Genomic DNA, 26,126 nt, shown 5'->3' on the forward strand with positions numbered 1-26,126 from the left:
TCATGCGTCCTGTCTGGGGGGCGGCGCCGCGCGCCTGCGGGCGACCTCCTCCACGGCGATGGCGGCCATCGCCTTCTTGTCGAGCTTGCCGGTGGCGGTGACGGCCATCGCCTCGACCAGCACCAGATGCTCTGGCCATTTCTTGCGGGACAGGCCCTGCTGGGAGAGGTGGTCGAGCAGGGCGGGCAGGTCGATGCTCCCATCGTCCGTGCGCAGCCGGCAGACGGCGCAGGCCTGTTCGCCCAGCTTGCGTTCGGGCACGGCCACCACCGCCACCTCAGCGACGGCGGGATGGCGCAGCAGGGCTGCCTCCACCTCGGCCGGGTCGATGTTGAAGCCGCCGCGAATGATCTGGTCCTTGATGCGGCCGACTACGCGCACGAAGCCGTCCTGATCGCGGACGATCTCGTCGCCGGTCAGGTAGAAGCCGTCGGGCGTCATGCGCTCCTGCCCCGCCCCCATGCCCTGCGCATAGCCAAGGAACAGCGAGGGGCCGCGCACGCCTGCCTGCCCCCGGCTGCCGCGCGGCAGGGGACGCAGATCGGCGTCGAACGCCTCCTCCTGCGTGCCGGGAAAGGGGATGCCGTCGAAGAGCTGGCGGCGCTCCAGCGAATGGGACGGATGGGTGGAGGCATGGCCCATGCATTCGGACATGCCGAACATGCGCAGCGCCTTGAGACCGAGCAGCCGGTCGGCGTCCTCGATCAGTTCCGGCGTCATCGCACTGCCGCCCACCGCCATGGCGCGAAGCGGCAGGCGGCCGGTCCATTCGCCAAGCCGCGCCGCCTCCACCATCGTGAAAAGATGCGTCGGCACCGCGATCGCCCAGCCGCATCCATAGCGTTCGGCCCGCCGCAGCGCTTCGGCCGGCACCCAAGGGTCGACCAGCACCAGCGGATGCCCCAATGACAGCGCGAAATGCGCCGTGAAGGTGAAGCCGGGCGCACTGTCGAGTGGGACGATGCCCAGGATCGCGTCATCCGGTTGCAGACCCGCAATGGCCGCGCAGGCGCGGGTCGCATAGTTCAGGGCTTCGGGGCCATGCATCACCCCCTTGGGCACGCCGGTGCTGCCGGAGGTGAAGCCGATGAGCGCGGTATCGCGATCGCGCGGATCGACCGACCGTTCGCCGGCGGCTGCGGCCACCTCGGGCAGGGCGCTGCCGGCGCCGCTCACCTTGGCGGCATGGCCGAGCAAGGATTCGAGCGAGGCAAGGTCGCCCGCTCCGAGCTTTGGCGATACGGGGCAGAAGGTCGCCTGCAGCGATGATATGGCAAGCGCCGTCGCGATCGTCGCAGGGCTTTTATGCGCGGTGACGAGGACGCGGTCGCCCGGCTCGACCCCTACCGCCTTCAGCAGAGCCGCGATCTCCACCGCCTGCCCTCGCAGCTCTTCCCGACTCCACAGGCGATCATCGCAATCCGCCAGGGCAAGCGCGTCCGGTTCGGCGTCGGCAAGGCGGACGAATTGCGGCCAGAGCCGCTCGGCGTCCCATTCGAACGCCGGATGGCTTTGCTCTTCAGGCAAGGGATTGCCCTCCATCGACCAGGAAGGTCTGACCGGTGATGAAACTGCCTGCGTCCGACGCCAGCAGGGCCAGCGTGCCTGCCACTTCGTCCGGGCGGCCGAAGCGGCGCATCAATATGCCCGCCCGCGTCTTTTCCTGAATGGCGGGATCGAGCGTTTCGGTCATCCCCGTCTCGATCGATCCGGGCGCGATGGCGTTGACGCGGATATTGTGCCCGGCCCATTGGGCGGCGAGATCGCTGGTCAGGTGAACGATTGCCGCCTTGCTGGTGGTATAGGGAACGACCTGCCCGGCGTCCGGCTGATAGGACAGGAATGCGCCCACCGACGCGATATTGACGATGGCGCCGCCGCCCGCCGCGATCATATGGCGCGCGGCGTGGCGGCAGGCGAGGAAGGTGCCGGTCACATTGACGTCCATCACCTTCTGCCAGCCCTTGAGCGGGATGTCCTGCGGCAGACCCCACCAGGAGGCGCCTGCATTGTTGATGAGGATGTCGAGCCCGCCCAGCCGGTCGACCGTTCCCGCGACCGCCGTCTCCACCGACGCCTCGTCGGCGATGTCGCAGGAAAGGCCGACAGCCGGAACCCGGAACCGCTCGGCTATGCCGGCCGCCAGATCGGCGCAGTCGGCCTCCGTGCGGGACGCAAGGGCGACGGCGCAGCCGAGGTCCGCCAGCGTTGCGGCCATGGCTTCGGCCAGCGCGCCGCGTCCGCCGGTTATGAGCGCGCGCCTGCCGTCCAGACGGAATTGCGCGGCGGTGAAACCGGGGTTCCAGTCAGCCATGATCGTCTCCGGCAAGCAGATCGACCTCATCGGTGATGAGGATGATGCGGCGACCGCCCATGCCCTTTGTCTGGGCGGTCGCCGCCTTCCATTCGGGCGAGGCGAAGGCGGCGTCTAGCGCCGCCTGATCGGCGAAGGTCAGCACGGCGTGGCCGTCCCAGCCCGGCGCTTCCGGATTATCATAATCCTTCGTCACCGCGCCGTGCCGATAGGCTATCAGCCCCGGCAGGACCCTGGCGGCGTCGGCATGCGGCCCGCGCCACCAGCTGGTGAACTGCTCGTGCGTCCAGTCCTGCGGCCGGCTGGCCAGGACGACCATGCTGACCGCCATGGCTTACTTGCCCGTCCAGACCGGCTGGCGCTTTTCGAGGAAGGCCGCGACGCCTTCCTTCGCATCGGCGGAGTGATGCACCACGTTGCAGGTCATCGTCTCCAGCGTGATGAGCGAGTTGGTGTCGGCGTCCATGCCGCGATTGACCGCCATCTTGGTCATCCACATGCAGAAGGGGCTCTTGTCGATCAGCGGCGCGCAGAAATCCTGGATCAACTGCTCCAACTGGTCGCTGGGCGCCGAGGCGTTGCACAGGCCCCATTCGACGCATTCCTTGCCGGACAAGAGCTTGCCGGTCAGCATCAGTTCCTTCGACTTGCGCATGCCGATATAGCGGGGCAGGCGATAGATCGGGCCGGCACCGCCGAACAGGGCGCGGCGGATGTGGAAGTCGCCGATCTTGGCGTCGTCGGCGGCAATGCCGAAATCGCAGGAGATGAAGAGTTCGAACCCGCCGGCGACGGCATAGCCCTCGACGCAGGCGATGGTCGGCTTTTTCATGTTGTAGATCTTGTCATAGGTGCGCGCGGAGTCGATCGCGAGCTGAAGCGAGGTGCTGGTCTCGTGCAGCACCGGACCCACCAGTTGTCCGAGATCCGCACCGGCGCAGAAGGTGTGGCCGCGACCGCGGAACACGACGGCCAGCACCGAATCGTCCTCGGCCGCCTTGTCCACCGCCACCTCAAGGTCGCGCAGAAGCTGGGGGCTGACGCAATTCTTCACATGGGGACGGTTGAGCCAGATCGTGCAGATGCCGTTGTCGGCCACTTCATATTGGATGACGTCCTTTTCCGGTTCCATGTAACTCTCTCCTTGGCAAAGATGTGAAAAGATCGGTCGTTTCAGCGGGCGATGCCGCCTTCTTCAGGCGGGGCGAGCATGCCGCCCACCGCCATCCAGGCGGCGATCCCCGCCGATGGAACGGCGCAGAGCACCGCTTCGGCAATTTCCTCGTCGCTCGCGCCGGCATTGCGCGCGCCGCGCACATGGGTCGCCGCCATGGGGCTGTATCCCGCCGCCAATATGGCGAGCAGAAGCAGTTCGCCATATTTGGGCGAGAGCGGGTTGGCGTCGATGCTGCCTCGCCGCATGAGATAATAGGCGTCAGCGGCCTGGGGCACGAGGCGCATCAGCGCGCCGAGCGGCGCCGGGATGCTTCCCGCCCAATAGGCCCGAAAATTGGCTTCCGCCTCTCCCTCCGCCGCCGTCGGCAGCGGTTGCGGCTCCGGCGCCTGGGCGTCGCCAAAACTGCCCTCGATGATCTGCGCGAAATCGAGCGCCGCCGCCTCGCCGCGAAGGCTGGACAGCACGATAAGGCCTGCGGTCGCCTCCTTCGAGGTCAGGCCAAGCTTCACGCCGCGTTCCAGTTCCCGGCGCGCAAGGGGCAGATGGCGGCGATCGACGGCAGCCACCGCCGCGAACAGCGCTTTCAGGCGAGCGGGCACCGCGCCGTCCGACTCGATCACGGATCGGAAAATGTCATATCCTGCAAGCGTGTACGGCGCATAGCCCTGCAACAGGGCTACATCCATGATTGGGCTATTCGTCATCGCTTGCTCTCCTGCGATCCAGATGATCGACCGACTGGTCGGGCGTCAACCAAAAATTTCTTCCCTGACCAGTTTGACAGCCGACCAGTCGGTCGACTACTTATCGCTCGACCGATCGGTCGGGTGAGTATTAGAACGGAAACAGGCCGGCTCGAAGCCGGCGGCGTAATTGGAGCGGATGCGTGGATTTCGAACAGTCGGCCAAATCCAGGGAATGGATGGAGCGCGTAAGGGCGTTCATGGAGGAGCACATCGTTCCTGCCGTTCCCGTCTATCACAGGCAATCCGCCGCGATCGATCGCTGGACCGAAATCCCGCCCGTGTTCGACGAACTCAAGGACAAAGCGCGGGAGGCGGGGCTGTGGAACATCTTCATGCCGCCATCTGAGCATGACGATGAATTTTTCACCAGCGTGGGCCTCACCAATGTCGAATATGCGCCGATCGCCGAACTAATGGGCCGGATTTCCTTCGCCAGCGAGGTGTTCAACTGCATGGCGCCGGACACCGGCAATTTCGAGGTGCTGCATCGCTATGGCACGGCCGAGCAGAAGCAGCGCTTCATGGTGCCGCTGCGCGACGGCAAGACCCGGTCCGCCTTCCTGATGACCGAACCGGCCGTCGCTTCATCCGACGCGCGGAACATCCAGACCGACATTCGCCGCGACGGAAGCGACTATGTCATCAACGGCCGGAAATGGTGGTCGTCGGGAGCGGGCCATCCGCGCTGCGACTTCTTCATCGTCATGGGCAAGACCGATCCGGACGCCGCGCCCTACCGGCAGCAATCGATGATCCTGGTGCCGCGCGACACGCCGGGCGTGACGCTTGTGCGGCACCTCCCCGTCTTCGGTTACGATCATGCGCCGCACGGCCATTTCGAGGTGGCGCTGGAGAATGTGCGCGTGCCGGCGGAGAATATGCTGCTGGGCGAAGGCTGCGGCTTCGAGATCGCACAGGGCCGCCTTGGTCCTGGGCGCATCCACCACACGATGCGCAATATCGCGACGATGGAAGTCGCGCTGGAAAAGATGTGCCGACGCCTCCTTTCGCGACGGGCCTTCGGCAAGGTCATCGCCGAACATTCGGTCTGGGAGGAACGGATCGCCCGCGCCCGTTGCGAGATCGAGATGGCGCGCCTGCTGTGCCTGAAGGCCGCGCATATGATGGACACGGTCGGCAACAAGGCCGCCCGCGCCGAAATCGCGATGATCAAGATCGCCGCGCCGAAAATGGCGCAGCAGATCGTCGACGACGCGATCCAGGCGCATGGCGGCGGCGGCGTCAGCGACGATTTCGGCCTGGCGGAGCTTTGGGCGAACACCCGCATCGTGCGGCTGACCGATGGGCCCGACGAGGTTCATGAACGCCAACTCGCCCGGATGGAACTCGCCAAATATGCGGAAGGCGCAGCGTCGTGAGCGCCGCGCAGCCTGCCGCGACGATCGGCTCGACGGTCGATGTCGCCGTCAACAGTGCGTTCGACGAAGCCCGACTTGCCGCTTATCTGGCGGGCCGGATCGCGGATTTTTCCGGACCCATGCGCGTCCAGCGGTTCGAGGGCGGACAGTCCAACCCGACCTTCCTTCTGTCGACGCAGGACCAAAGCTATGTCCTGCGGCGCAAGCCGGCGGGCGTTTTGCTGAAATCCGCCCATGCGGTGGATCGCGAATATCGCATCACCATGGTCCTGCACGAAGCCGGCCTGCCCGTCGCCGAACCGCTGCTGCTGTGTGAGGACGAGGATGTGATCGGCAGCATCTTCTATGTGATGCGCTACGTTCCGGGACGCAGCTTCTGGGACCCGCTTATGCCGGGCCTAGACCGTGCGGAGCGCGCCGCGATCTATGACTCCGCCAATGAAACGCTTGCCCGCCTGCATCTGGTCGACTTCGCGGCGCTCGGGCTCTCCGACTATGGCAAGCCGGGCAATTATTTCGCGCGGCAGATTTCCCGCTGGTCGCGGCAATATGATGCGTCGCGCACCCGCGACATCCCGGAGATGGACCGGCTGATAGACTGGCTGCCCGGCGCGATCCCGCCCACGGAAGAGCGCACCACGATCATCCATGGCGACTATTCCTTCCACAACCTGCTGGTCCATCCGACCGAGCCGCGCGTATCCGCCGTCATAGACTGGGAGTTGTCGACCCTGGGCGATCCGCTCGGCGACCTCACCTACCATATGATGGAGTGGTTCAGGCCTGAGGGTGTGGACGTGCGCGGAACCCTGCGCGGCGCCGATCTTGCCGCGCTCGGCATTCCCACGGCCGAAGATTACGCCCGCCGCTATTGCGAGCGGACCGGCCTTCGCGGCGATCCGACGCATCCTTTCTATCGCGCCTTCAACCTGTTCCGGGTGGCCGCCATTCTGCAGGGCATCGCCGGCCGGGCGCGCGACGGCGTGCAGACCGCAAGCAATGCCGCCGACATCGTCACACGGATCGAACCACTCGCCAAGGCCGCCTGGCTGGCGGCGCGGGAGGCCGGCGCAGTCTGATCTTCTGACAGGATGAAACGAGATTTCAGGGCGAAAGACAAAATGGCCCTAATCAGAGGGAGAGAGATGATGACAAGGTTCAAGATTGGCCGATTGGCGCTCCTTTCGGGATGCGCGTTTGCCGGGATCATCGTGCCGGCCCATGCGCAAACAGCGGCGACGGCGACGACCGAACCGCAGTCGGCGGAGGATGCCGCCGCGCCTTCCACGCGAGACATCATCGTTACCGGAACGCGCGTCGTGCGCGACGGCTACAACCAGCCGACGCCCGTCACCGTCGCGCCCACCACGGAACTGGAGAAGGCGACCCCCACCAACCTTGCCGATGCGATCAACAAGCTGCCGCAATTCGCCAACTCGGTCAGCCCGCAGTCGAACAGCCAGTTGCAGGGCAATAGCGGCGAGCATGGCAATCTGCTCAACCTGCGCGGCGTCGGACCGACGCGGGCGCTGATCCTGCTCGACGGCATCCGCGTGCCGCCCACGACATTCCGCGGCGCGGTGGACGTCAACACGATTCCGCAACTGCTGATCCAGCGCGTCGACGTCGTGACCGGCGGCGCATCGGCGGTCTACGGCTCCGACGCTGTCAGCGGCGCGGTCAACTTCATCCTCGACAAGAAGTTCGAAGGCGTGAAGGGCGTCGCGCAGCGCGGCGTATCGACCCGCGGCGACCTCGGCAACTATCGCATCGGCATTGCGGGGGGCCTCAGCTTTGCGGGCGATCGCGGCCATATCCTCGCCTCGGTCGAGCGTTTTCACAGCGATGGCATCAAGCGCAGCGCGCGCATCTATGGTGACGACGCCTATGCGGCCGTGGGTTCGGTCCCCGGGTCGACCGCCGCACCGGGCCGCGAGGCAAACCCGTTCATCTTCCTGCCGAACCTGCGTTTCACGACGAACGACTATAATAACGGTATCATCCTGACGAGCACCGTGCCCTCACTCACCAATAATATCTTCCTGCCGGGCGGCGCGGTGCGGCCCATCCAGCGCGGCACAGCCACTGGTACGCCGGGCACCAATGTGGGCGGCGACGGCCTTTATATTCCCGGCTTCAACCAGTTGATCGCGCCGCTGACGACGACACAGGGCTTTGGCCGCCTGGCCTACGACCTGACGGACGGGCTGACGGCGCATGTCCAGGGCAGCTACTCGCGCAGCGTCACCAGCTACGATACGCAGGCCCAGTCTGTGCTCGGCTTCCGCTTCTTCAGCGGCAACGCCTTCCTGAACCCGGCGGTCCAGGCGCAAATGGGGCCGAATGACAGCTTCACCGTCTTCCGCTTCATCGGCGAGCAGGGGCCGATCCCGACGCGGGAGGCGACCAATGCCTATCTCATCAACGGCGGCCTTGAATGGAACCTTGGCGGATGGAACGTCACCGCCGACTACACCCATGGCAAGTCCGTCACCAAATTCGCCCAGACGCAGGTCGAAATTCCCAAGCTGGCGGCGGCGCTGGACGCGGTTCGCGGTCCGAACAATTCGATCGTCTGCCGCGTCACGCTGACCAATCCCGGCCTCTATCCGGGGTGCACGCCGCTCAATGTCTTCGGCGCGGGAACGCCCACGACCGCCGATCTGCAAACCGTCCTTGGCGTATCCCGTTACCGCGCCATGAACACGACCGACGACTTCGTCCTGTCGGCGCGCGGGGATCTTTTCGAGCTTCCGGCAGGCCCGGTCACGGTCGCCATCGGCGGGCAATATCGCAAGCAGAAGCTGGACCTGACGTCCAATTCCGATCCCGCCGTGCCCGTCGACTTCACCGGGTTGCGGGGCATTCCGGCCAATCGCATGACCCGCTTCAACAACACCAATGTCGGCTCGGCCTTCGGCAAGCTGAACGTGAAGGAAGTGTTTGCCGAAGCGCAGGTTCCGGTATTCAAGGGCCAACCCTTCGCCGAGGAGCTGAGCCTCAACGGCGCTTTCCGCCTGACCGACTACAGCACCAGCGGAAGCGTCAAGACCTGGAAGGTCGGCGCGGTCTACAAGCCGATCCAGGACGTGATGTTCCGCGTCACGCGCTCGCGCGATATTCGCGCGCCCTCGCTGTTCGAACTGTTCGCGGGCGTTCAGACTGCGCCGGTGAACTTCAACGACCCTCACACCGGCCAGCCGGGTTCGATCCGTCAATTCAGCGGCGGCAACCCCGACCTCGATCCCGAAACCGGCGACACGTTCGCGGCGGGCGTGGTCCTCAGCCCCAGTTTCCTGCCCGGCTTCGACGTTTCGGTCGATTATTACGACCTCAAGATCAAGGGCGCCATCGCCACGCAAGGGCTGAACGATGTGGTCAACGAGTGCGAAACGTCGAACGGCACGTCGCCGACCTGCGCCCTTATCGAAAGGCCGCTGCCGTTCAGCGACCGGTCGGCCGCCAACTATCCGATTTCGGTGAGCCTCATCACGCAGAATATCAGCTTCCTGCGCACCAGCGGCCTCGACATCACCATGTCGTACCGGACCAAGCTGGGCGATGGCGAACTCACGCTGCGCGCCTTCGCCAACTATCTGGACCGGTACAAGACGCAGACCAATTCCATCGCGCCGGTGATCGATTATGCCGGCCATGGCGTCAACAGCCAGACCGGCTATGCCTATCCCAAGTTCAGGGGCACGCTCAGCGCCAATTACACCAATGGGGGCCTCACCCTGTTCGTGCAGGAATCGATGATCGGCAAGGTGACCATCGGCAACCTCAAGAACGATCCGACGTCCTTTTATGCGGTCCCGGCGATCAAGCCGGTCTTCTACACCGACGCCACGGCATCCTATAAGTTCGACGTGCGCGGGGAGCCGGAACTGTTCGTGACGGCCACGAACCTGTTAGACCGCAAGCCGCCGCTGGTCGCCGCAGCCGCCGCGCCGGGCCTTCTCTATCCGACCCTGTTCACGCTCTACAACGTCGCCGGGCGCACGCTCACGGCGGGGGTCCGTTTCAAGTTCTGATGGATTGCCGAACGGACTGCCCGCAAGGGAAGTTCGATAGTCCGGGGAGGCTCGCCCAAAGCGGGCCTCCCTTCAATCCCGGAGCCATTCAAGAGGTAAACGCATGAACAGCCCTCCCATCGGACTCACCGCCCCGCCGACGACCTCCGCAGCCGGGTTGCGCCGTACGATGCTGGTCATGCTGGGCCTGGTTTCGATGTTCAACTATATCGATCGCACGGTCCTGTCGGTGCTTCAGGAACCGATCAAGCGCGAACTGGGGCTAAGCGACGGCCAGCTCGGACTGCTGACCGGCCTTGCCTTCGCGCTGTTCTACGCGACGCTGTCCCTTCCGATCGCGCGTCTGGCGGATCGCTTCAATCGCCGCAACATCATCGCCGCCTCGCTCGCCACCTGGAGCGGCATGACGGCGCTGTCGGGCCTGGCGACCGGTTTTGGCTCTCTGGTAGCCTTCCGCATCGGCGTCGCGCTGGGAGAAGCGGGTTCCGTGCCGGCTTCCCATTCCATCATCGCCGATTACTACCCGCCCGAAAAACGGGTGACGGCGCTTGCCCTGTGGGGACTGGCGCTCCCGGCCGGGATCATGCTCGGCTATGCGTCGGGCGGCTGGATCGCCTCGGCGCTGGGATGGCGTCTCGCCTTCGGGGTGATCGGCGTCGCGGGGCTGGCGCTGGCGCCGATCGTCCTGCTGCTGGTGCGGGAGCCTGCGCGGACGGGGTCAGGCCCTTCGATCCGAACGGACAAAGCGCCGCCCCTCGGCGAAGCCATGCGCTTCCTGTGGCGGCTGCGGACCTATCGCTACATGCTGATCGGCACGACCCTTCATGCCTTCGCCCAATATGCGATGATGAGCTGGTCCGCGCCCTTCTACATGCGCGTCCACCACATGCCGCTTGCCGACGTCGCCTCCTGGCTGGCGCTGATGAACGGGCTGGGCGGCGGCATCGGCATCTATTTGGGCGGCCGCCTGTCGGACGCGGCGGGATCGCGCAACCCGGCGGGCCGCGTCTGGGTGAGCGCCGCCGCGATGCTCCTGATGGTGCCCGCCGCACTGGTCCAGTTCCTGATCCCTTCGCTGGCGGCGTCGCTGGCGTTCGGCTTCTTGGCGACCATGCTGATGTTCTTCTATTACGGCCCGATCATAGGCGTCCCGCAATCCGTCGTTCCGCCGCGCATCCGGGCACTTACGTCGGCCGTGACCCTGCTGGTCTTCAATCTGTTCGGGCTCGGTCTGGGGCCGGCGGTGACGGGGTTCCTCAGCGATTATCTGGCGGCGGCGGATGGGATGCACGACACATCGCTGCGTTACGCGCTTTCGGCTGTGGTGCTGTTCTCGCTCGCGGGCGCCGGCAGCATCGCCTGGGCATCCCGCTTCTACGCGGACGATCTCAAACGGCAGTGAGTCTCACGCCACCGTCCGGCCATTGTCGATCACGATTTCCGCCCCGTTCAGCCGGGCGGACTCGTCCGACACCAGGAACAGGACCAGGTCGGCGACATGCTCCGGCTGCCCCTCATGCCTTTGGGCGGCTTCGCGCAATCCGGGCGCGGCGAAGCGATAGGCCTCGCGGACCATCTGCGTATCGTGCGAGCCGGGGAGAACCACATTGGCGCGAACCGGATAGTCCTGCTGCTGGCAATGCACGATCAGGCTGCGCGTCATGGAGAGTACGGCGCCCTTGGCCGCGCTATAGGCGAACACCGCCGGATTGCCCCGGATCGCGGCCACGGACGCGATGTTGACGATCGATCCCGCCCCGCTGGCCGCCAGCGCCGGCAGGCAGGTCTTGCATCCCAGAAACGTCCCTTCCGCCGAAACGGCCATCACGCGGCGGAATGCCTCCAGCGACGACTGCTCGACCGTTTCGAAGGCGGCAATGCCCGCATTGTTGACCAGCGCATCGAGCCGGCCATGCGCCCGCATGATCTTTGTCAACGCGGCCTGCCATTGCGCTTCGCTGGTCACGTCCAGGCGAAGCGCCATCGCTGCCGGAAGCGTCTCGACGACCCGTTGCGCCTCCTCCTCGTCGACATCGGCGACGACCACCCGCGCGCCCTCGCGCGCCAGCGCTTCGGCGTCGGCCTTGCCCAGCCCCTGCGCCGCGCCGGTCACGAGGACGACCTTCCCCTCAACCCTGCCCTTCTTCGCCATGGCCGATCCCTTCAGGCCGCCAGGGCGGCACGGGCGGCGGTTCCACCGCCATGGAGACGCGACAGCAGCAGCACGCGCCGCAGCCCACGCCCGACCGCAAGTTCATCGGTCACACCCATGCCGCCATGCAACTGCACCGCCTCCTCCGCGAGCTTCAAGGCAGCGTCGCCAATATAGGCCCTTGCTGCCGTCACGGCCCGGACCCGTTCTTCCTCCTCGGCCAGGGCCGATTTCAAAAGCAAAGATCGGGATTGCTCCAGCCAGGTGTACATCCGGGCGCAGCGATGCTGCACGACCTGAAAGCTCGCGATCGGCTTGCCGAACTGGTGGCGCTGCCTGACATAATCGACGGTCAGGTCAAGCAAGGTCGCCATCGCGCCGACCAGTTCGGCGACGATCGACAGGCCGGCCAGGGCTTGAGCCTCTGCCCACGCGCTCCCCGGAATCGTGAGCGGCACGGCATGCACCGCATCGAATCGCACATGGGCTGCCATGCTGCCGTCGACCAGACGAACCGGCATCCTGCGGAGGCCGCTGTCCTGCCCATCGACCAACAGAAGCGCGCCCGCTTCCGTCTCCACGACAAAGGCGTCGGCATCCATGCCGTCCCGGACGATGCCCGCCGATCCGCAGAGCCTTCCGTCCGCCATCGTACCTCCCGGCGCAAATGCGAGCAGAGCCTCCCCTTGCATCAGCCTGTCGCCCCAGCGCCGGGCCACAGTATCACCAGCGATTGCCCGGCCGCAGAGCAGAACGGCTTCGGTCAGTGGCGTGATCGCAAGGGCGCGCCCCATCTCTTCGGAGACGATCATCACCTCCACCGCGCCGCCACCCAGGCCGCCTGCCTGCTCCGGCGTCAGCAGGGCGAAAAGACCGAGTTCCCCCAATGCGCGCCAGTCGTCGGGAGACATCGGCCCTTTCGCCATGGTCGCCGCGTCATAGCGGTCCGCCAGAAAGCGGCGGACCATGTCGCGGACCATCACCTGCTCATCGCTGAGCGCGAGGTTCATGGCTCAGAGCACCTCAATGATCGAGGCGTTGGCGATGCCGCCGCCCTCGCACATGGTCTGAAGGCCGTAGCGCTGGCCCCGCGCCTTGAGCGCATGGATGAGCGTCGCCATCAGCTTCGTGCCCGTCGCGCCGAGCGGATGGCCGAGCGCAATCGCGCCGCCATTGACGTTCAGCCTCTCCGGGTCCGCATCGAGCGCCTTCATCCATGCCAGGGGGATCGACGCGAAGGCTTCGTTCACTTCGAACAGATCGATGTCCTTCATCGTCATGCCGGCGCGGTCGAGAACCCGCCGCGTCGCCGGGATCGGCTCCTCCAGCATGATGACCGGATCGCCCGCGGTGACCGCCAGGTTGACGATGCGGGCGATGGGCGTCAGGCCATGCGCCTTGACGGCCGCTTCGGACGCGACGAGCACGCCGCTCGCGCCGTCGCAGATCTGGCTCGCGGTCGCCGCCGAAAGCGTGCCGCCCTCGCCCAGCAGCTTGACCGAACCGATCGACTCCATCGACGCATCGGCCCGGACCCCTTCGTCGCGGTCGTGGATCGCCTGCTCCCCTTCCGCCGTGACGATGGGCACCGGCACGATCTCCCTGTCAAAGGCGCCCGCATCCATGGCCGCCGCCGCCTTCCGGTGGCTGGCGAGCGCGAACCGGTCATGATCGTCGCGGGTGAAGCCATATTTGTCGGCGATCATCTGCGCGCCCTGAAACTGGCTGAACATCTCCACGCCATAGCGCTTCTGGATCGCCTCGGAGAAGGGGTTGGCGCCGATGCCGCTCGCCTTGGCCAGCGTAATGGGGGAGCCCATCGGCACCCGCGTCATGCTTTCGACGCCCCCTGCGATCACGATGTCCTGAAGGCCCGACATGACCGCCTGCGCCGCGAAATGCACCGCCTGCTGGGACGAGCCGCACTGCCGGTCGATCGTCACCGCCGGCACGCTGTCGGGCAGGCTGGAGGCGAGCACGATGTTGCGGCCGAAGGCGAAGGTCTGCTCGCCCACCTGGCTGACGCAGCCGATGATCACATCGTCGATCGCGGCGGGATCGACACCGGCGTCGGCGACCAGCGCGTCCAGCACCAGAGCACCGAGATCGGCGGGGTGCCACCCGGCAAGCCGGCCATTGCGGCGGCCACCGGCGGTGCGGCGGGCGGAAACGATATAGGCTTCAGGCATGATGCATCCTTCTTGTGTCTAGAGGCCGAGGGCGGCCTTCGCGATGAGTGTGAGCTGTATTTCGCTGGTGCCGCCGAAGATCGACCAGGCGCGGGCGTTGAGGTAGCGGGCCGCCGCGACCTGCGCTTGCGCCGAACCGACCGGAGCGGGCATGGCGTCGCCGTAGAAGGGGCGTTCGACCGGCAGTTGAAGACCGGCGAGGCCGAAGGCGTCCACCGCCAGCGCCTCAACGCCCTGCCGGATTTCGGACGCCAGCAGCTTGGTGGTCAGGCTGCGCGGGTCGGGCGCGGCGCCATGCTCGATCTCGATCAGCGTCCGAAGCTCTGTCATCTCCAGCGCTTCCGCCTCCAGTTGGAGCCTGAAGGCGCGATCCGCCAGTTCGCCGGTCAGCGGGCCCGCCGATGTCCGCAACCGGGCAAGATCAGCCAGAAGCGCCGGGGCGAAGCTGGACCCGCCCCGCTCATTCTCCAGCAGGAACTTGGCGATAGACCAGCCTTGCCCTTCGTCGCCGACACGGTCCGAGACCGGCACCCGTACTTCATCGAGGAAGACCTCGTTCAGTTCGTGATCGCCCGATGCGCTGAGGATCGGCTTCACCATCACGCCGGGCAGCGCCATGTCGATCAGCAGGAAGCTGATGCCTTGCTGCGGCTTCACGTCCGGGTCGGTCCGGACCAGGGCGAACAGCCGGTTCGCATATTGGGCCTGCGTGGTCCAGATCTTGTGGCCCGACACGACATAATGATCGCCATCGCGCACGGCGCGGGTGCGCAGGCTTGCAAGGTCGGAGCCCGAGCCGGGTTCGGAAAACCCTTGCGCCCACACATGTTCGGCCGTGCGCAGGCGCGGGAGATAATGGTCCTTCTGCGCTTGGGTACCATAGGTGTAAAGCACCGGCCCCACCAGCTTCAGGCCCATGCCGGGCAGAATTGGCGCGCCTGCCTCCGCGCATTCCTTCTCGAAGATCCAGCGCTGGACCGGCGTCCATCCCGGCCCGCCCGCATGGTCCGGCCAGTGATAGACGAGCCATCCCTTCGCTTCCAATATCGCCTGCCATGCGCGCGCGATGTCGGGTTCAGCGAAGACGCCGGATGTCAGCGCGGCACCGCGCCGCAATTCGGGCGAAAGCGATGCGGCGAGGAAAGCGCGCACCTCCTTGCGGAACGCATGCTGCTCTTGGCTAAGCGCCAGGTCCATGGCGTCAGCGCTCCACGATGGCGACGGCGGAGACGCCCGGTGCGCCATAAACGTGGCTGTAACCGAGGCGCAGCCTGCCCGGCGCCTGTCGTGCGCCCGCCTGCCCGATCAACTGCACATAATTCTCATAGACCTGGCGAAGCCCCGATGCGCCGATCGGCTCCCCGCAGGCAAGGCACCCGCCATCTGTGTTGACCGGCAGGCTGCCGTCGATCCGCGTGCGGCCCTCAGCGATCCATGCGGTCTGCTCGCCATCGGCGCAAAAGCCATTCTCCGCCATGTGCATGATCTCGGCCCCCGCCTCCGTGTCCTGAAGCTGTGCGATGTCGATGTCCTCGGGGCCGACGCCTGCCATCTCATAAGCCGCTTGGGACGCGACGCTGGTCGGTGAACCGCCACGCTCCAGATCGAGCGCTGGCGAGAAGACCTCGAACGAACCGGGCGGCCGGGTGCGGACCGCCGCGGCACGCAACCGCACCGCCGGCAGGCCAAGTTCGCGCGCTTTCCTGCCGCTCGCCAGCAGCAGCGCCACCGCGCCTTCGCCCGGCGAGCAGAACATGAATTTGGTGAGCGGGTCGCTGACCATCTGCGAATGGAGGATGGTGTCGATGTCCACGGCTTCGCGCCGCCAGGCATGATCGGCGAGAACGCCGTTGGCGAACGCCTTCTCGGCGACCGCACCCAGCGTGTGCGGGGTGATGCCATATAGGCTCATATAGCGCTGGATCTTCATGGCGAAGAATTGGGTGGTCAGCATCAGCCCCGTCTCGCCATACCAGTCCGGCAATCCCCAGTCCGCCGGCAGGGGCGAGAAGGAGCCGCGCGGGTGCTTGTCGAAACCTACCGCGAGGCCAAGATCGAACTCGCCGGACTTGATCGTGCTGTAGGCGCCGAACATGGCCGACCCGCCGGTCGCGCAGCCGTTGGCGACGTTGATGAAGGGAATGCCGGTAAGCCCCAGTTCCGACACCATCGTGTCCGCATTGCCGGCGGCGTCCGATCCGCCGAAGGCGAACTGGACATCGCGCCATGCCAGCCCCGCCCGTTCGAGCGCCTGGCGAACGGCGAAGACGCCCTGCTGCAGGCCCGAAAGGCCGGGCGTGCGGCCGAAGGGATGAATGCCCGCGCCGACGATGAAGACGTCTTCGCTCATATCCCGGCGCTCCCGTCCGGCGCGAAGCCGAAGCTGGTGCGCAGGGTCCCGTCCGTCATCTCGAAGGGCAGCGGCACGATCCGCATCGCCATGCCGATTGCCAGAGCATCGAACGCCACATCGACCAGACGCCCCTCGACGATCAGCGCCCCATCCAGCTCGACATAGCCCACGGCATAGGGCTCGAACGCTTCCGGGCCGGCATAGGGCGGCGACTTGGGGCGGAAGCGCTGGATAGTCCACGACCAGAGCCGGCCTGTGCGCGGCAGCAGGACGCGCTCGTAGCGCGGGTCGTCTTCCGGTCGCGCCGGAAAGCACAGGCGATTGGTTGCCCGCTCTCTGGAGGCAAACAGCGCAATGCCCTCTGTATCGGGGCAGATGAGGCCGTCGGCTATCGGAACAGGCAGGGTATCGGGCATCTCTTGTCTCCTTCCGAAGACATAGCGCCCGACCGTTCGGTCGGCTTCTGACCAATGCGACAGGGGTTAGTTTATCATGCCCAGAAAGCCGAGCTGCGCCGCCTTGAACATCGTCTGGTCGCGGTTGACCGCGTCCAGCTTCACGGATGCCGATCGGATGTGGAATCGCACCGTGGTGCGTTGCAGGCCCAGGATGATGCCGATTTCCTCGTTCGTCTTTCCGGCAGCCGCCCAGCGCAGGCATTCCACTTCGCGCTTGGTCAAGGATATGCTCCCCAGCCCGGGCCGCGCCCGCGCCGTCACTTTGACATAGCTTTGCACAAAGGCCCGCGCGAGCACAGCCAGAGCGTCCGCGGCACAGGCATAGGCATCGGACAGGTCGTTGGCCTCGGGCTCGGGCGAGAGGAAACTGGCTGCGCCGATCTGCCCGAACGGCAGGTGGATCGGAACCACGATCGCGGCCGCCGTCATGGCCCGGATTCGGAAATCGTGCAGGTCGATCACGTCGAGCAGCGGGTTGGGCAGGCGGGTGAAAAAGCCATGCGCGTTGCACCAGAACGGCTCCGCCTCCACCCGGCAGGCGTGAACGATGGGCGAGGAAAGGGCAAGCTGGGGCACCTCCCACCAGCGCGACTCCTCACCGCGAAAACCAAAGACCTCGCTTGCCAGCACGGCGCCATTCCCGTCGCGCATCGGTTCGCGGGAGGCCACATTATGCGTGACCGCCGTGCGCAGCCCGCAAAGGTCCATCACCGCATCGCGCAGCCGCTCCGCCGCCGGTCCTATCCCCCCCGGCTCCGAAAAGCGGACCGCGTCGATCAGGGCGGCGGACGGCATCGTGCAGGAGTGGCCGGCAGCGGACATGATCAGCGGTCCTTCAGGCTCAGCCCCTCGAAAAAGGGCTGGCAGATCGCGTCGGCGACATCCTCGGGCGGTCTGCGCTTGGCCAGGGGAGGATACCATTTATAGGCCCAGTTGCACATGCCGAGGAAGCCAAGGGTGGTGAGCCCCGGGTCGCACGGGCGGAAATGGCCGTTCGCGATCCCCTGTTCGATGATGCCGCGCACCCGCTGCAGATAGGCGTTGCGCTGCGCCCGGATATGGTCGCGCATCTTGCCTTCCAGATCTTCATAATGGTCCATGAACGCCCGGACATAACCCGGATGCTCCGCGATCTGCCGCAGGATGTCGATGCATGCCGCGCGCAGGCGGCCCAGCGGATCGTCCGACCCCCCTTCCTCGTCGAGACCCGCCAGAAGCGCGCTCATATGAGCGTCGTGCATCGCGAAGAGGATGGCGTTCTTGCTGGGGAAATAATGGTAGAGCGTCGGCTTGCCGAGGCCCACCTCATCGGCCAGCATCTGCATCGACGCCTTGTGATATCCCACCCGGTCGAACAGCGTCGCGCAATGCCTCAATATCTCGTTGCGCTTCTCGTCATGCGCCTCGGTCGTCTGCCGTTTCTTTGTTGCTTCTCGCGCCATCGCCGGCTCTGTTCCCTGTTCTGCGTCCTACCTCTCACAAAGGTAAGTCGACCGTCTGGTCGGTTCCTCCTAGGGATGGCGGCTGGATGAAAAGAATGCAAGCGCGAGGGAGCGGACGATGCAAGTTGAGGGCAAGACAGCGCTGGTCACCGGAGCGAGTTCGGGTTTGGGCCGGCATTTCGCTCGCCTGCTGGCGCGGGAAGGGGCGATGGTCGTGATAGCTGCGCGCCGAGTCGACGCGCTCTCGGCGCTCTCCGATGAGATTGGGCGACAAGGCGGCACATGCATTCCCGTCGCCATGGATGTGACCGATCCGGACGCGGTCGCGGCGGCCTTCCGGCAAATCGAGCGCGACCTTGCGGCGCCTCTCTCCATCCTCGTCAACAATGCAGGCGTAGCCCACATGCGTGCGGCGCTCGATCTCAGCGCAACCGAGTGGTCGCAGGTGCTCCAGCCCAATCTGACCGGCGCCTTCCTCGTGGCCCAGCAGGCGGCGCGCATGATGCGGGGCGAAGGCGGGACGATCGTCAACGTCGCCTCGATCCTGGGGGAACGCGTGTCCAAGGGGCTGGCCGCCTATGCCGCCAGCAAGGCCGGCCTCATCCAGTTGACAAAGGCGCTTGCGCTGGAATGGGCGGCGTTCGACATCCGGGTCAACGCTCTGGCGCCCGGCTATATCGAAACGGACCTCAACCGCGACTTCTTCGCATCCGACGCAGGTCAGCGGCTCATCTCGCGCATCCCGCAGAAGCGACTGGGCCAGATGCAGGATCTGGACGGGCCGCTCCTGCTGCTATGTTCCGATCAGTCGCGCTACATGACGGGCGCGGTCATCGCGGTGGATGGCGGGCACCTCGTCAGCGGTCTTTAAGGACGGACGACCCTCACGCATCCATCGCGGTCGCGCCGATGACCCAGGCGGACAGGCCGGCGGTCGGCACGGCGCAGATCACCGCTTCGGCCACTGCTTCCTCGCTGGCGCCGGCGGTGCGCGCGCCCTTCATGTGAACGGACGCCCATGAACTATAATCAGCGACGAGGACGGTGACGAGCAGCAGTTCCGCATGGACAGGCCCCAGCGCCGTCCCCGACAAAGTCCCCTCGCGCATGAGATAATAGGCGTCGGCGCCAAGGGGCTTGACCTCGAACAGCTTGCCCAGCGAAGGGGGCATGGTGCCGAAATATTGAAGGAAATTGGCCTGCGCCGCGCCATCTTCCACCACCATGTCGTCGTCGGGCCAATCGGGATCGACGGCTTCGGGGTAGATTTCCCGGAAAAGATCATGGAAGCGCAGCGACGCCCCCTCGCCGCGCACGCTTGCCAGGATGGCGATCGCCGCGCCGGCCTCCGCCTCGGTGAGACCGGCCGCCCGGGCTTCGGCCAGTTCCCGCGTCGCGAGTTCCCGATAGCCCTTCATCGTGGCGGCGCAGGCGACGAACAATCGCTTCATCCGGGCGGGGACAGCGCCATCGGTATCGATGATCGCGCGCCAGCGGCGAAATCCCGCGACGGTCTTCGGGGCGTCGCGACGCAGGCGGCCAAGGCTGGCGAGCGGGGGCAGAAGATCAGTCATCGTCTCTCCTATAATGTATGGACCGTCCGGTCGGTTGAACATGGCTATGCCGCTTCGCGATCCCGGTCAACTTCTGATAAGGAGTTGACGTCCGACCGGACGGTCGACTACATCGCACGCTTATACAGGGCCGATCCCGGTTCGGCCGATGCGAGAGGAGCATGCCCGGATGAGGGACTTCAAGGGCAGGACGGCAGTCATTACGGGGGCCGGCAGCGGCATCGGCGCGGCGCTCGCGCATCTGGCCGCGCGGGAGGGGATGAAGCTGGTCCTCGCCGACATCAATCTTGCCGACCTTGAAGCGGTGGCCGGCACCATCGACAGCGCGGCCATCGCGCTCCACAGAACCGACGTGGCCGATCCGGAGGCGGTACAGGCTCTGGCCGACCTCGCATGGTCGCGCTTCGGCGAGGTATCCCTGCTGTGCAACAATGCCGGCGTCGTCCCCGGCGGCCGCCACCGGCTCGTCTGGGAATATGGGCTGGAGGACTGGCGCTGGGCCTTCGGGGTCAACATGGAGGGCGTAGTCAACGGCATCCGCAGCTTCGTGCCCCGGATGCTGGCCGAGGGACGGCCGGGACATATTCTCAACACCGCGTCCGTGGCCGGCTTCGTGAGCGGCGAAGGCTCCGCCGTCTATGGCGCGTCCAAACATGCCGTCGTCCGCATCACCGAAGCGCTCTATGCCGGCCTGCGTGAGCGGAACGCCCCGATCGGCGTCACAATGCTGTGTCCCGGCCTGGTTGCAACCCGCATTTACGAGGCCGAACGATCCCGCCCTGCCCATCTGCGATCCAGTGACGGGCAGCCGGCGGAAGCCGCCGAGTTCCAGTCGATTTCGGACAATCTGTTCCAGAATGCCCCATCGCCTGAGGAAGTCGCCGCGCAGGCGTTCGACGGCATCCGGAATGACCAGTTCTACGTCTTTACCACGACCCGTTACGATCCGGTGATCGCGCAGCGGACGCAATCGATCCTTGCGCGGGAAAATCCGCTATTCGACAGCCTGATTTCGCTCAGCAAGGGCAAGGCTGACGCAGAAGAGGAAAGATCGTGAGCAGGCTTCAGGCGCGGATCGCGCTCATCACCGGCGCCGCTTCGGGCATCGGGCTCGCCACCGCACGGCGCTTCGCGGCGGAGAGCGCGACACTCATCCTGGCGGACCGCAATGGAGATGCCCTGTCGGATGCGGCCAAGTCCCTGCCGGGCGACGGCCATGAGGTCGCCGTCATGGACGTCACCGATGAACAGGCATGGGTTGCGCTGGCGGATCGGATACGAACACGGTTCGGCACGCTCGACATCCTCGTGAACAATGCCGGGTTCGGCAAGTTCGCGTCGATCGCGGACACGACCTTGGCGCAATGGCGCTCGATCATCGCCGTCAATCTCGACAGTGTTTTCCTGGGCACCAAATATATGATGCCGCTGCTCGCCGCCTCGGGCCGGGGGGCGATCGTCAACATGTCCTCCATTCGGGGCATCGTGGCCGGGGCGGGCACCGGCTCCTACAGCGCGGCGAAGGGGGGAGTCCGGATGTTCACCAAGGCGACCGCCCTCGAATGCGCTGCGGCCGGCAACGGCGTGCGGGCGAACTCCATTCACCCCGGTCACATCGCGACGCCGCTGACCGCGCCCGCCTATGCCGATGCGGAAACAGCCAGGAGCCTGCTGGCGGATGTCCCGCTCGGCCGGATCGGGGAAGCGGAGGAGATAGCGGATGGAATCCTGTTCCTGGCAAGCGACGAGTCCCGCTACATGACGGGCGCCGAACTTGTGATCGATGGGGGGAGCACCGCGCAATGACCGAGCGAGCGAACAGCATCGCCTCGAAGGTGGAAGCCTTCGTCCGGACCGTGGTCATTCCCTATGAAAAGGACAGTCGCCTCGGCTTCCATGGCCCGGAAGACGCGCTCGTCATGGAGCTGCGCGCAAAAGCACGCGATGCAGGCGTGCTGACCCCGCATGTCCTGCCTGACGGATCGCATCTGACGCAGCGGGAAACGGCCATCGTCCTCATCAAGACCGGCCTGTCGCCGCTCGGCCCCCTCGCCTGCAACACCGCCGCGCCTGACGAAGGCAATATGTATCTGCTCGGAAAGGTCGGCCGCGCCGAACAGAAGACGCGATTTCTCGCCCCGCTGGTGAGGGGCGAGGCGCGCTCCGCCTTCTTCATGACCGAGCCTGCCGAAACCGGCGGCGCGGGGTCCGATCCGTCGATGATGCAGACGACCTGCCGGCTCGACGGCAATCATTGGGTCATCAACGGCCGCAAGAAGTTCATCACCGGGGCGGAAGGGGCGCGCGTCGGCATCGTGATGGCCCGATCGGACGAGGGCGCCTGCATGTTCCTTGTCGACCTGCCCGACCCGGCGATCCGGACGGTGCGCGTGATCGACACGATCGACAGTTCGATGCCCGGCGGGCACGCGGAGGTCGACATCGTCGATCTGCGCGTTCCGGCGGACCAGATGCTGGGCGCGAGCGGAGAAGGCTTCGCCTATGCGCAGATACGCCTCAGCCCTTCCCGCCTGTCCCACTGCATGCGCTGGCTCGGCCTCGCGACGCGCGCGCAGGAAATCGCCACCGACTATGCCTGCCGCCGCCACGCCTTCGGCAAGCCGCTGGTCGACCATGAAGGCGTCGGCTTCATGCTGGCGGACAATCTGATCGACCTGAAGCAGGCCGACCGCATGATCGACTGGTGCGCGGGCGTTCTCGACACGGGTTCGCTCGGCACGGCGGAAAGCTCCATGGCGAAGGTCGCGGTGTCGGACGCGCTGTTCCGCGTCGCCGACCGCTGCGTTCAGGTGATGGGCGGGACGGGCGTGTCCGGCGACACCATCGTCGAGCAGGCGTTCCGGGAAATCCGCGCCTTCCGCATCTACGACGGCCCGACCGAGGTCCATAAGTGGAGCCTGGCCAAGAAGATCAAGCGCGACTGGAAGGCGGCGCAGGGATGAACGCGGGACGATGGATGCCGGCCATGCGGCCGATGCTGGTCCTCCTGCCGATCCTTATGTCGACCGTTGGGCATGCCGAGCCAGCAAACTTCGCCGCGCCGGAAGCGCCCACTTCGCAAGCCGGATATGGCGAGGACCTGCTGCCCAGGGACGAGAAGGACCGCGCCACCCTGCTCCGGACCGTCGCATTCGACGCGACCGTCTATGGCATGGCTGCCTATCTGCATTATGAGCAACTCTATCGGCAGGTGTTCGATCGAAGTTCGAGCAATTACACCGGATTCAACCGCTTCGCGCATGAGAGGAACCTGGCGGGGCCGGACTATGCCACCTTCAAGGTGCCCAATACGGACACGCTTTACTCCACGGCCTGGATCGACCTGAGCAAGGGGCCGGTCGAAATCGACATCCCGGCCACGCAGCTCAAATATTTCACGCTCAACATCTTCGACATTTTCGGCAATCCCAGCAATCTCAGCAATCGCACGATAGGCGTCAAAGGCGGCCGCTTCCTGCTGGTGCCGCGCGGCTGGCGCGGCATCCCGCCCGCCGGGGTCACGGTCTATCCAGCCGTCACGACCCAGCTCTGGATCCTGATGCGCGCCTTCGCCCAGTCCGACGCCGAAGTCCGGACCGCCCGTGCCTTTCAGGATGCGGTCCGGATCATCGCTCCGGAAGGCGAAGGGACGGCGGACTCTGATGGCGACACATCGCCACCACCACCCGCCTCTGGCGCCATCGGCTATTTCCGGGCGCTCGACTATCTGCTTCGGGCCAATGGCTGGCAGCCGGGCGAGGAGGCGCTTGTGTCGCGATTCCGGCTGCTCAGCATAGGCGGCGACCGCCCGTTCAACCCTGACAGGCTGACCCCGGCCATGCGAGCCGCGATCGAAAGCGGTTATGCGGAGGCGCTGGACATGCTTACGCGCGCCAAGTCGCAGTTGGGCGAACCCACCGGCACGGGCTGGATGAAGGTCAACAAGGGCGTTTACGGCTTCAATTATCTGCGCCGGTCCGTCATCAACATGGCCGGCCTCGGCGCGAATGTGCGGGAGGAAAATGCGTCCTACACCACGTTCGCGGACGGCGACGGATCGGCGCTGGACGGCGCGTCGTCGCGCTACATGCTGCGGCTGCAAAGGCCTCCGCCCGTCAACAGCTTCTGGTCCGTCACGCTCTACGACGCAAAGACCTTCGCCCTTCATCCCAATCCGCTGCGCCGCCATCTGGTGAGCGACCGGACAAAGGGCCTGAAGGTGCAGAAGGATGGGTCGATCGAAATCCGCATCCAACACGCCGCATCCTCCGATGGAAACTGGCTTCCCGCACCGGCTGGCCCATTTTTCCTGGTGATCCGCGCCTACGGACCGAAGCCCGACATGCTGAACGGCCAATGGCTGCCCCCGCCCATTTCAAGGGAAGGCGACGCACGATGAATGCCCTGGTCGAAGACAATAGCGGAACCGCCGCCGTTCGCCCCGGCTATGAGATGGATCTGGGAGCGCTGGACGCCTGGATGCGCGCCCATGTCGCCGACTATGCCGGCCCGCTCAGGGTCGAGCAGTTCAAGGGCGGGCAGTCCAATCCGACCTACAAGCTGATCACGCCGGGCAAGAGCTACGTCCTGCGCAAGCAACCGCCCGGCCCCCTGCTCAAGGGTGCCCATGCGCTCGACCGGGAGGCGAGAGTGCTCGCCGGCCTCTCCGGGGCAGGATTCCCGGTCGCCGCCGTCCATGGCCTGTGCACCGACCCCGCGGTCATCGGCACGATCTTCTACGTCATGGACATGGTGGAGGGCCGCATCTTCTGGGATGCCGCGATCCCCGACCTGTCCCCTGCAGAAAGAGCCGCGCTCTTCGATGCGATGAACGCCACGATCGCCGACCTCCACAGCATCGATCATGTGGCCGCCGGCCTTGCGGACTATGGCCGACCCGGAAACTATTTCGAACGGCAGATCGCCCGCTGGTCCCGCCAATATCTTGAGGACGCGGAGGCGGGCCGCGATCCCTATATGGACAGGTTGGTGGAATGGCTCCCCGCCCACATCCCGCCGGGCGAGGAAACGAGCATCGTCCATGGCGATTTCCGCATCGACAATCTGATCTTCCACCCGACGCAGCCGCGCGTGCTGGCCGTGCTCGACTGGGAGCTTTCGACCCTGGGCCATCCGGGCGCCGACTTCGCCTATCACGCGATGATGTATCGGATGCCGCCGCATATCGTCGCCGGCCTGGGCGGCAGCGACCCGGCCGCGCTCGGCATAGCCGATGAAGAGGCCTATCTCGCCGCCTATTGCCGGCGCCGGGGGTTAGCGGACATGCCGGGCTACGACTTCTATATCGCCTTCAACTTCTTTCGCCTCGCGGCCATCTTCCATGGCATCAAGGGGCGGGTCATCCGCGGCAACGCATCCTCCGCGCAGGCGCGCGAGCGCGTCGCGGTGCTGCCGGAACTCATGCGTCTGGCGTGGCGTCAGGCGGAAAGGGCCGGCGCCCGATGAACAGCCCGGCCATCACGCTCGACATCGAGGACGGCGTCGCCTGGCTGACGCTGGCGCGCCCCGAAAAGCGCAACGCCGTCGATCCTGAATTCGCACTCCGCCTGCATGAACTGGCGGAGCACTGCGCGGCGGACCGGCAAATACGCTGCGTCGTCCTGACCGGAAGCGGCAAATTCTTCTGCGTCGGCGGCGACATCGATGCCTTCTCCGCGACCGGGGAAGATGCCGAAGCGGCGGTCGGTGCCCTCGCGCACAGTTTCCATGCTGGCATTCGTCGGCTTGCCACGATGGAAAAGCCTCTGGTCACCGCAATCAACGGCCCCGCGGCCGGCGCGGGGCTCAGCCTTGCGATATTGGGAGATATTGCGCTCGCGGCCGCCTCCGCGCATTTCACTTCGGCCTACAGCGCCGTCGGGCTGACGCCGGATGGCGGCGCATCATGGTGGTTGCCGCGCCTGATCGGGATGCGCCGGGCGCAGGAGATGCTGTTCACCAATCGACGGATCGGGGCAGAGGAAGCGGCGCAGTTCGGCCTTGTGACGCGCGTGGTCACCGACGATGCGCTCCGCGCCGAGGCGTCGACCGTCGCGTCGGCGCTCGCGAAGGGGCCGATCCGCGCACTCGCCAGATGTCGCGCCTTGTTGATGGAATCGGCAACCGCCGACCTTTCCGCCCAGCTGGAGCGCGAAGCCGCCTCGATTGCCGAATCGGCCGGTGCGGCGGAGGGGCGGGAAGGAGTCGCCGCCTTCCTGGCGAAGCGACCGCCGCGTTTCATGTAACCCAGGGCGATGGACAAAGCGCGCTGCAAGCCGCATGAACGTCGCAACCATGTCGGCAGGTTC

General features: G+C 65.9%; 25 protein-coding genes. 11 read left to right on the plus strand and 14 right to left on the minus strand.

Features of this window, described 5'->3' with window-relative positions; all coding sequences use genetic code 11:
• From A0J57_RS07820 to A0J57_RS07840, 5 genes are read right to left on the minus strand one after another with little or no spacing between them, the layout of a single operon-like run.
• Positions 1 to 1,542, minus strand: a complete 1,542-nt coding sequence (locus A0J57_RS07820; protein WP_061934952.1) for a class I adenylate-forming enzyme family protein — start codon at positions 1,540 to 1,542, stop codon at positions 1 to 3.
• Positions 1,520 to 2,314, minus strand: coding sequence for an SDR family NAD(P)-dependent oxidoreductase (locus A0J57_RS07825; RefSeq protein WP_061934954.1), 795 nt, complete (start codon positions 2,312 to 2,314; stop codon positions 1,520 to 1,522). Before A0J57_RS07825 ends, A0J57_RS07820 begins: the two co-directional genes overlap by 23 nt.
• Positions 2,307 to 2,645 (minus strand): EthD family reductase, encoded by a 339-nt coding sequence (locus tag A0J57_RS07830; RefSeq protein WP_048578226.1) that lies wholly within the window; start codon positions 2,643 to 2,645, stop codon positions 2,307 to 2,309. Before A0J57_RS07830 ends, A0J57_RS07825 begins: the two co-directional genes overlap by 8 nt.
• Positions 2,646 to 2,648: 3 nt before the next feature.
• Positions 2,649 to 3,446 carry an enoyl-CoA hydratase/isomerase family protein gene (locus tag A0J57_RS07835; protein ID WP_013039003.1) on the minus strand — a complete coding sequence of 266 codons (798 nt, stop codon included), beginning with the start codon at positions 3,444 to 3,446 and terminating at the stop codon, positions 2,649 to 2,651.
• A 41-nt stretch (positions 3,447 to 3,487) separates the two neighbouring features.
• Positions 3,488 to 4,195, minus strand: coding sequence for a carboxymuconolactone decarboxylase family protein (locus A0J57_RS07840; protein WP_061934956.1), 708 nt, complete (start codon positions 4,193 to 4,195; stop codon positions 3,488 to 3,490).
• Positions 4,196 to 4,413: 218 nt separating this feature from the next.
• Here A0J57_RS07840 and A0J57_RS07845 point away from each other — a divergent pair, with 218 nt between their 5' ends.
• The 4 genes from A0J57_RS07845 (at position 4,414) to A0J57_RS07860 (ending at position 11,052) form a co-directional block, all read left to right on the plus strand.
• Complete coding sequence (locus A0J57_RS07845) at positions 4,414 to 5,616, plus strand: acyl-CoA dehydrogenase family protein (protein WP_076605739.1); 1,203 nt, start codon at positions 4,414 to 4,416, stop codon at positions 5,614 to 5,616.
• Complete coding sequence (locus A0J57_RS07850) at positions 5,613 to 6,695, plus strand: phosphotransferase family protein (RefSeq protein WP_061934960.1); 1,083 nt, start codon at positions 5,613 to 5,615, stop codon at positions 6,693 to 6,695. The genes A0J57_RS07845 and A0J57_RS07850 overlap by 4 nt, the downstream gene beginning before the upstream one ends.
• Positions 6,696 to 6,764: 69 nt before the next feature.
• Positions 6,765 to 9,650, plus strand: a complete 2,886-nt coding sequence (locus A0J57_RS07855; protein ID WP_235600812.1) for a TonB-dependent siderophore receptor — start codon at positions 6,765 to 6,767, stop codon at positions 9,648 to 9,650.
• Between the two features lie 103 nt (positions 9,651 to 9,753).
• Positions 9,754 to 11,052 (plus strand): MFS transporter, encoded by a 1,299-nt coding sequence (locus tag A0J57_RS07860; RefSeq protein ID WP_048578222.1) that lies wholly within the window; start codon positions 9,754 to 9,756, stop codon positions 11,050 to 11,052.
• A gap of 3 nt (positions 11,053 to 11,055) precedes the next feature.
• Here the strand turns inward: A0J57_RS07860 and A0J57_RS07865 are convergent, their stop codons facing one another.
• The 8 genes from A0J57_RS07865 to A0J57_RS07900 all read right to left on the minus strand — a co-directional run bounded on the left by A0J57_RS07865 (position 11,056) and on the right by A0J57_RS07900 (position 18,244).
• Complete coding sequence (locus tag A0J57_RS07865) at positions 11,056 to 11,802, minus strand: SDR family oxidoreductase (protein WP_061934965.1); 747 nt, start codon at positions 11,800 to 11,802, stop codon at positions 11,056 to 11,058.
• An 11-nt stretch (positions 11,803 to 11,813) separates the two neighbouring features.
• Entirely contained in the window at positions 11,814 to 12,812 is a 999-nt protein-coding gene (locus tag A0J57_RS07870) for an acyl-CoA dehydrogenase family protein (RefSeq protein ID WP_061934968.1), read from the minus strand.
• Positions 12,813 to 12,815: 3 nt separating this feature from the next.
• Entirely contained in the window at positions 12,816 to 13,991 is a 1,176-nt protein-coding gene (locus A0J57_RS07875; RefSeq protein WP_061934970.1) for an acetyl-CoA C-acetyltransferase, read from the minus strand.
• Between the two features lie 18 nt (positions 13,992 to 14,009).
• Positions 14,010 to 15,188: an acyl-CoA dehydrogenase family protein gene (locus tag A0J57_RS07880; protein WP_061934972.1), complete on the minus strand. Its 1,179-nt coding sequence runs from the start codon at positions 15,186 to 15,188 to the stop codon at positions 14,010 to 14,012.
• Positions 15,189 to 15,192: 4 nt separating this feature from the next.
• Positions 15,193 to 16,341 carry a thiolase family protein gene (locus tag A0J57_RS07885; protein ID WP_061934974.1) on the minus strand — a complete coding sequence of 383 codons (1,149 nt, stop codon included), beginning with the start codon at positions 16,339 to 16,341 and terminating at the stop codon, positions 15,193 to 15,195.
• On the minus strand, positions 16,338 to 16,760 hold the full coding sequence (locus tag A0J57_RS07890) for a Zn-ribbon domain-containing OB-fold protein (protein ID WP_061934976.1): 423 nt from the start codon (positions 16,758 to 16,760) through the stop codon (positions 16,338 to 16,340). The genes A0J57_RS07885 and A0J57_RS07890 overlap by 4 nt, the downstream gene beginning before the upstream one ends.
• A gap of 66 nt (positions 16,761 to 16,826) precedes the next feature.
• Positions 16,827 to 17,624, minus strand: coding sequence for a helix-turn-helix transcriptional regulator (locus tag A0J57_RS07895; RefSeq protein ID WP_061934979.1), 798 nt, complete (start codon positions 17,622 to 17,624; stop codon positions 16,827 to 16,829).
• 2 nt (positions 17,625 to 17,626) lie between these two features.
• Positions 17,627 to 18,244: a TetR/AcrR family transcriptional regulator gene (locus A0J57_RS07900; RefSeq protein WP_061934981.1), complete on the minus strand. Its 618-nt coding sequence runs from the start codon at positions 18,242 to 18,244 to the stop codon at positions 17,627 to 17,629.
• A 118-nt stretch (positions 18,245 to 18,362) separates the two neighbouring features.
• Here A0J57_RS07900 and A0J57_RS07905 point away from each other — a divergent pair, with 118 nt between their 5' ends.
• Positions 18,363 to 19,115 carry an SDR family NAD(P)-dependent oxidoreductase gene (locus A0J57_RS07905; protein ID WP_061934983.1) on the plus strand — a complete coding sequence of 251 codons (753 nt, stop codon included), beginning with the start codon at positions 18,363 to 18,365 and terminating at the stop codon, positions 19,113 to 19,115.
• Between the two features lie 13 nt (positions 19,116 to 19,128).
• On the opposite strand, the gene A0J57_RS07910 is transcribed toward A0J57_RS07905, so the two are convergent.
• On the minus strand, positions 19,129 to 19,818 hold the full coding sequence (locus A0J57_RS07910; protein ID WP_044660517.1) for a carboxymuconolactone decarboxylase family protein: 690 nt from the start codon (positions 19,816 to 19,818) through the stop codon (positions 19,129 to 19,131).
• A 169-nt stretch (positions 19,819 to 19,987) separates the two neighbouring features.
• On the opposite strand from A0J57_RS07910, the gene A0J57_RS07915 reads away from it, so the two are divergent.
• The 6 genes from A0J57_RS07915 to A0J57_RS07940 are packed head-to-tail and all read left to right on the plus strand — an operon-like array spanning position 19,988 to position 26,063.
• Positions 19,988 to 20,875: an SDR family NAD(P)-dependent oxidoreductase gene (locus tag A0J57_RS07915; RefSeq protein WP_025547934.1), complete on the plus strand. Its 888-nt coding sequence runs from the start codon at positions 19,988 to 19,990 to the stop codon at positions 20,873 to 20,875.
• Positions 20,872 to 21,624 carry an SDR family NAD(P)-dependent oxidoreductase gene (locus A0J57_RS07920; RefSeq protein WP_061934985.1) on the plus strand — a complete coding sequence of 251 codons (753 nt, stop codon included), beginning with the start codon at positions 20,872 to 20,874 and terminating at the stop codon, positions 21,622 to 21,624. Before A0J57_RS07915 ends, A0J57_RS07920 begins: the two co-directional genes overlap by 4 nt.
• Positions 21,621 to 22,781 carry an acyl-CoA dehydrogenase family protein gene (locus A0J57_RS07925; RefSeq protein ID WP_061934987.1) on the plus strand — a complete coding sequence of 387 codons (1,161 nt, stop codon included), beginning with the start codon at positions 21,621 to 21,623 and terminating at the stop codon, positions 22,779 to 22,781. Before A0J57_RS07920 ends, A0J57_RS07925 begins: the two co-directional genes overlap by 4 nt.
• Positions 22,778 to 24,217, plus strand: a complete 1,440-nt coding sequence (locus tag A0J57_RS07930; RefSeq protein WP_061934990.1) for a DUF1254 domain-containing protein — start codon at positions 22,778 to 22,780, stop codon at positions 24,215 to 24,217. Before A0J57_RS07925 ends, A0J57_RS07930 begins: the two co-directional genes overlap by 4 nt.
• Positions 24,214 to 25,284: a phosphotransferase family protein gene (locus tag A0J57_RS07935; RefSeq protein ID WP_061934993.1), complete on the plus strand. Its 1,071-nt coding sequence runs from the start codon at positions 24,214 to 24,216 to the stop codon at positions 25,282 to 25,284. The genes A0J57_RS07930 and A0J57_RS07935 overlap by 4 nt, the downstream gene beginning before the upstream one ends.
• Positions 25,281 to 26,063 carry an enoyl-CoA hydratase/isomerase family protein gene (locus tag A0J57_RS07940; RefSeq protein ID WP_061934995.1) on the plus strand — a complete coding sequence of 261 codons (783 nt, stop codon included), beginning with the start codon at positions 25,281 to 25,283 and terminating at the stop codon, positions 26,061 to 26,063. The genes A0J57_RS07935 and A0J57_RS07940 overlap by 4 nt, the downstream gene beginning before the upstream one ends.
• Positions 26,064 to 26,126: the final 63 nt, after the last annotated feature.

Source organism: Sphingobium sp. 22B, assembly GCF_001580035.1.
GTDB classification, from domain to species: Bacteria; Pseudomonadota; Alphaproteobacteria; order Sphingomonadales; family Sphingomonadaceae; genus Sphingobium; species Sphingobium fuliginis.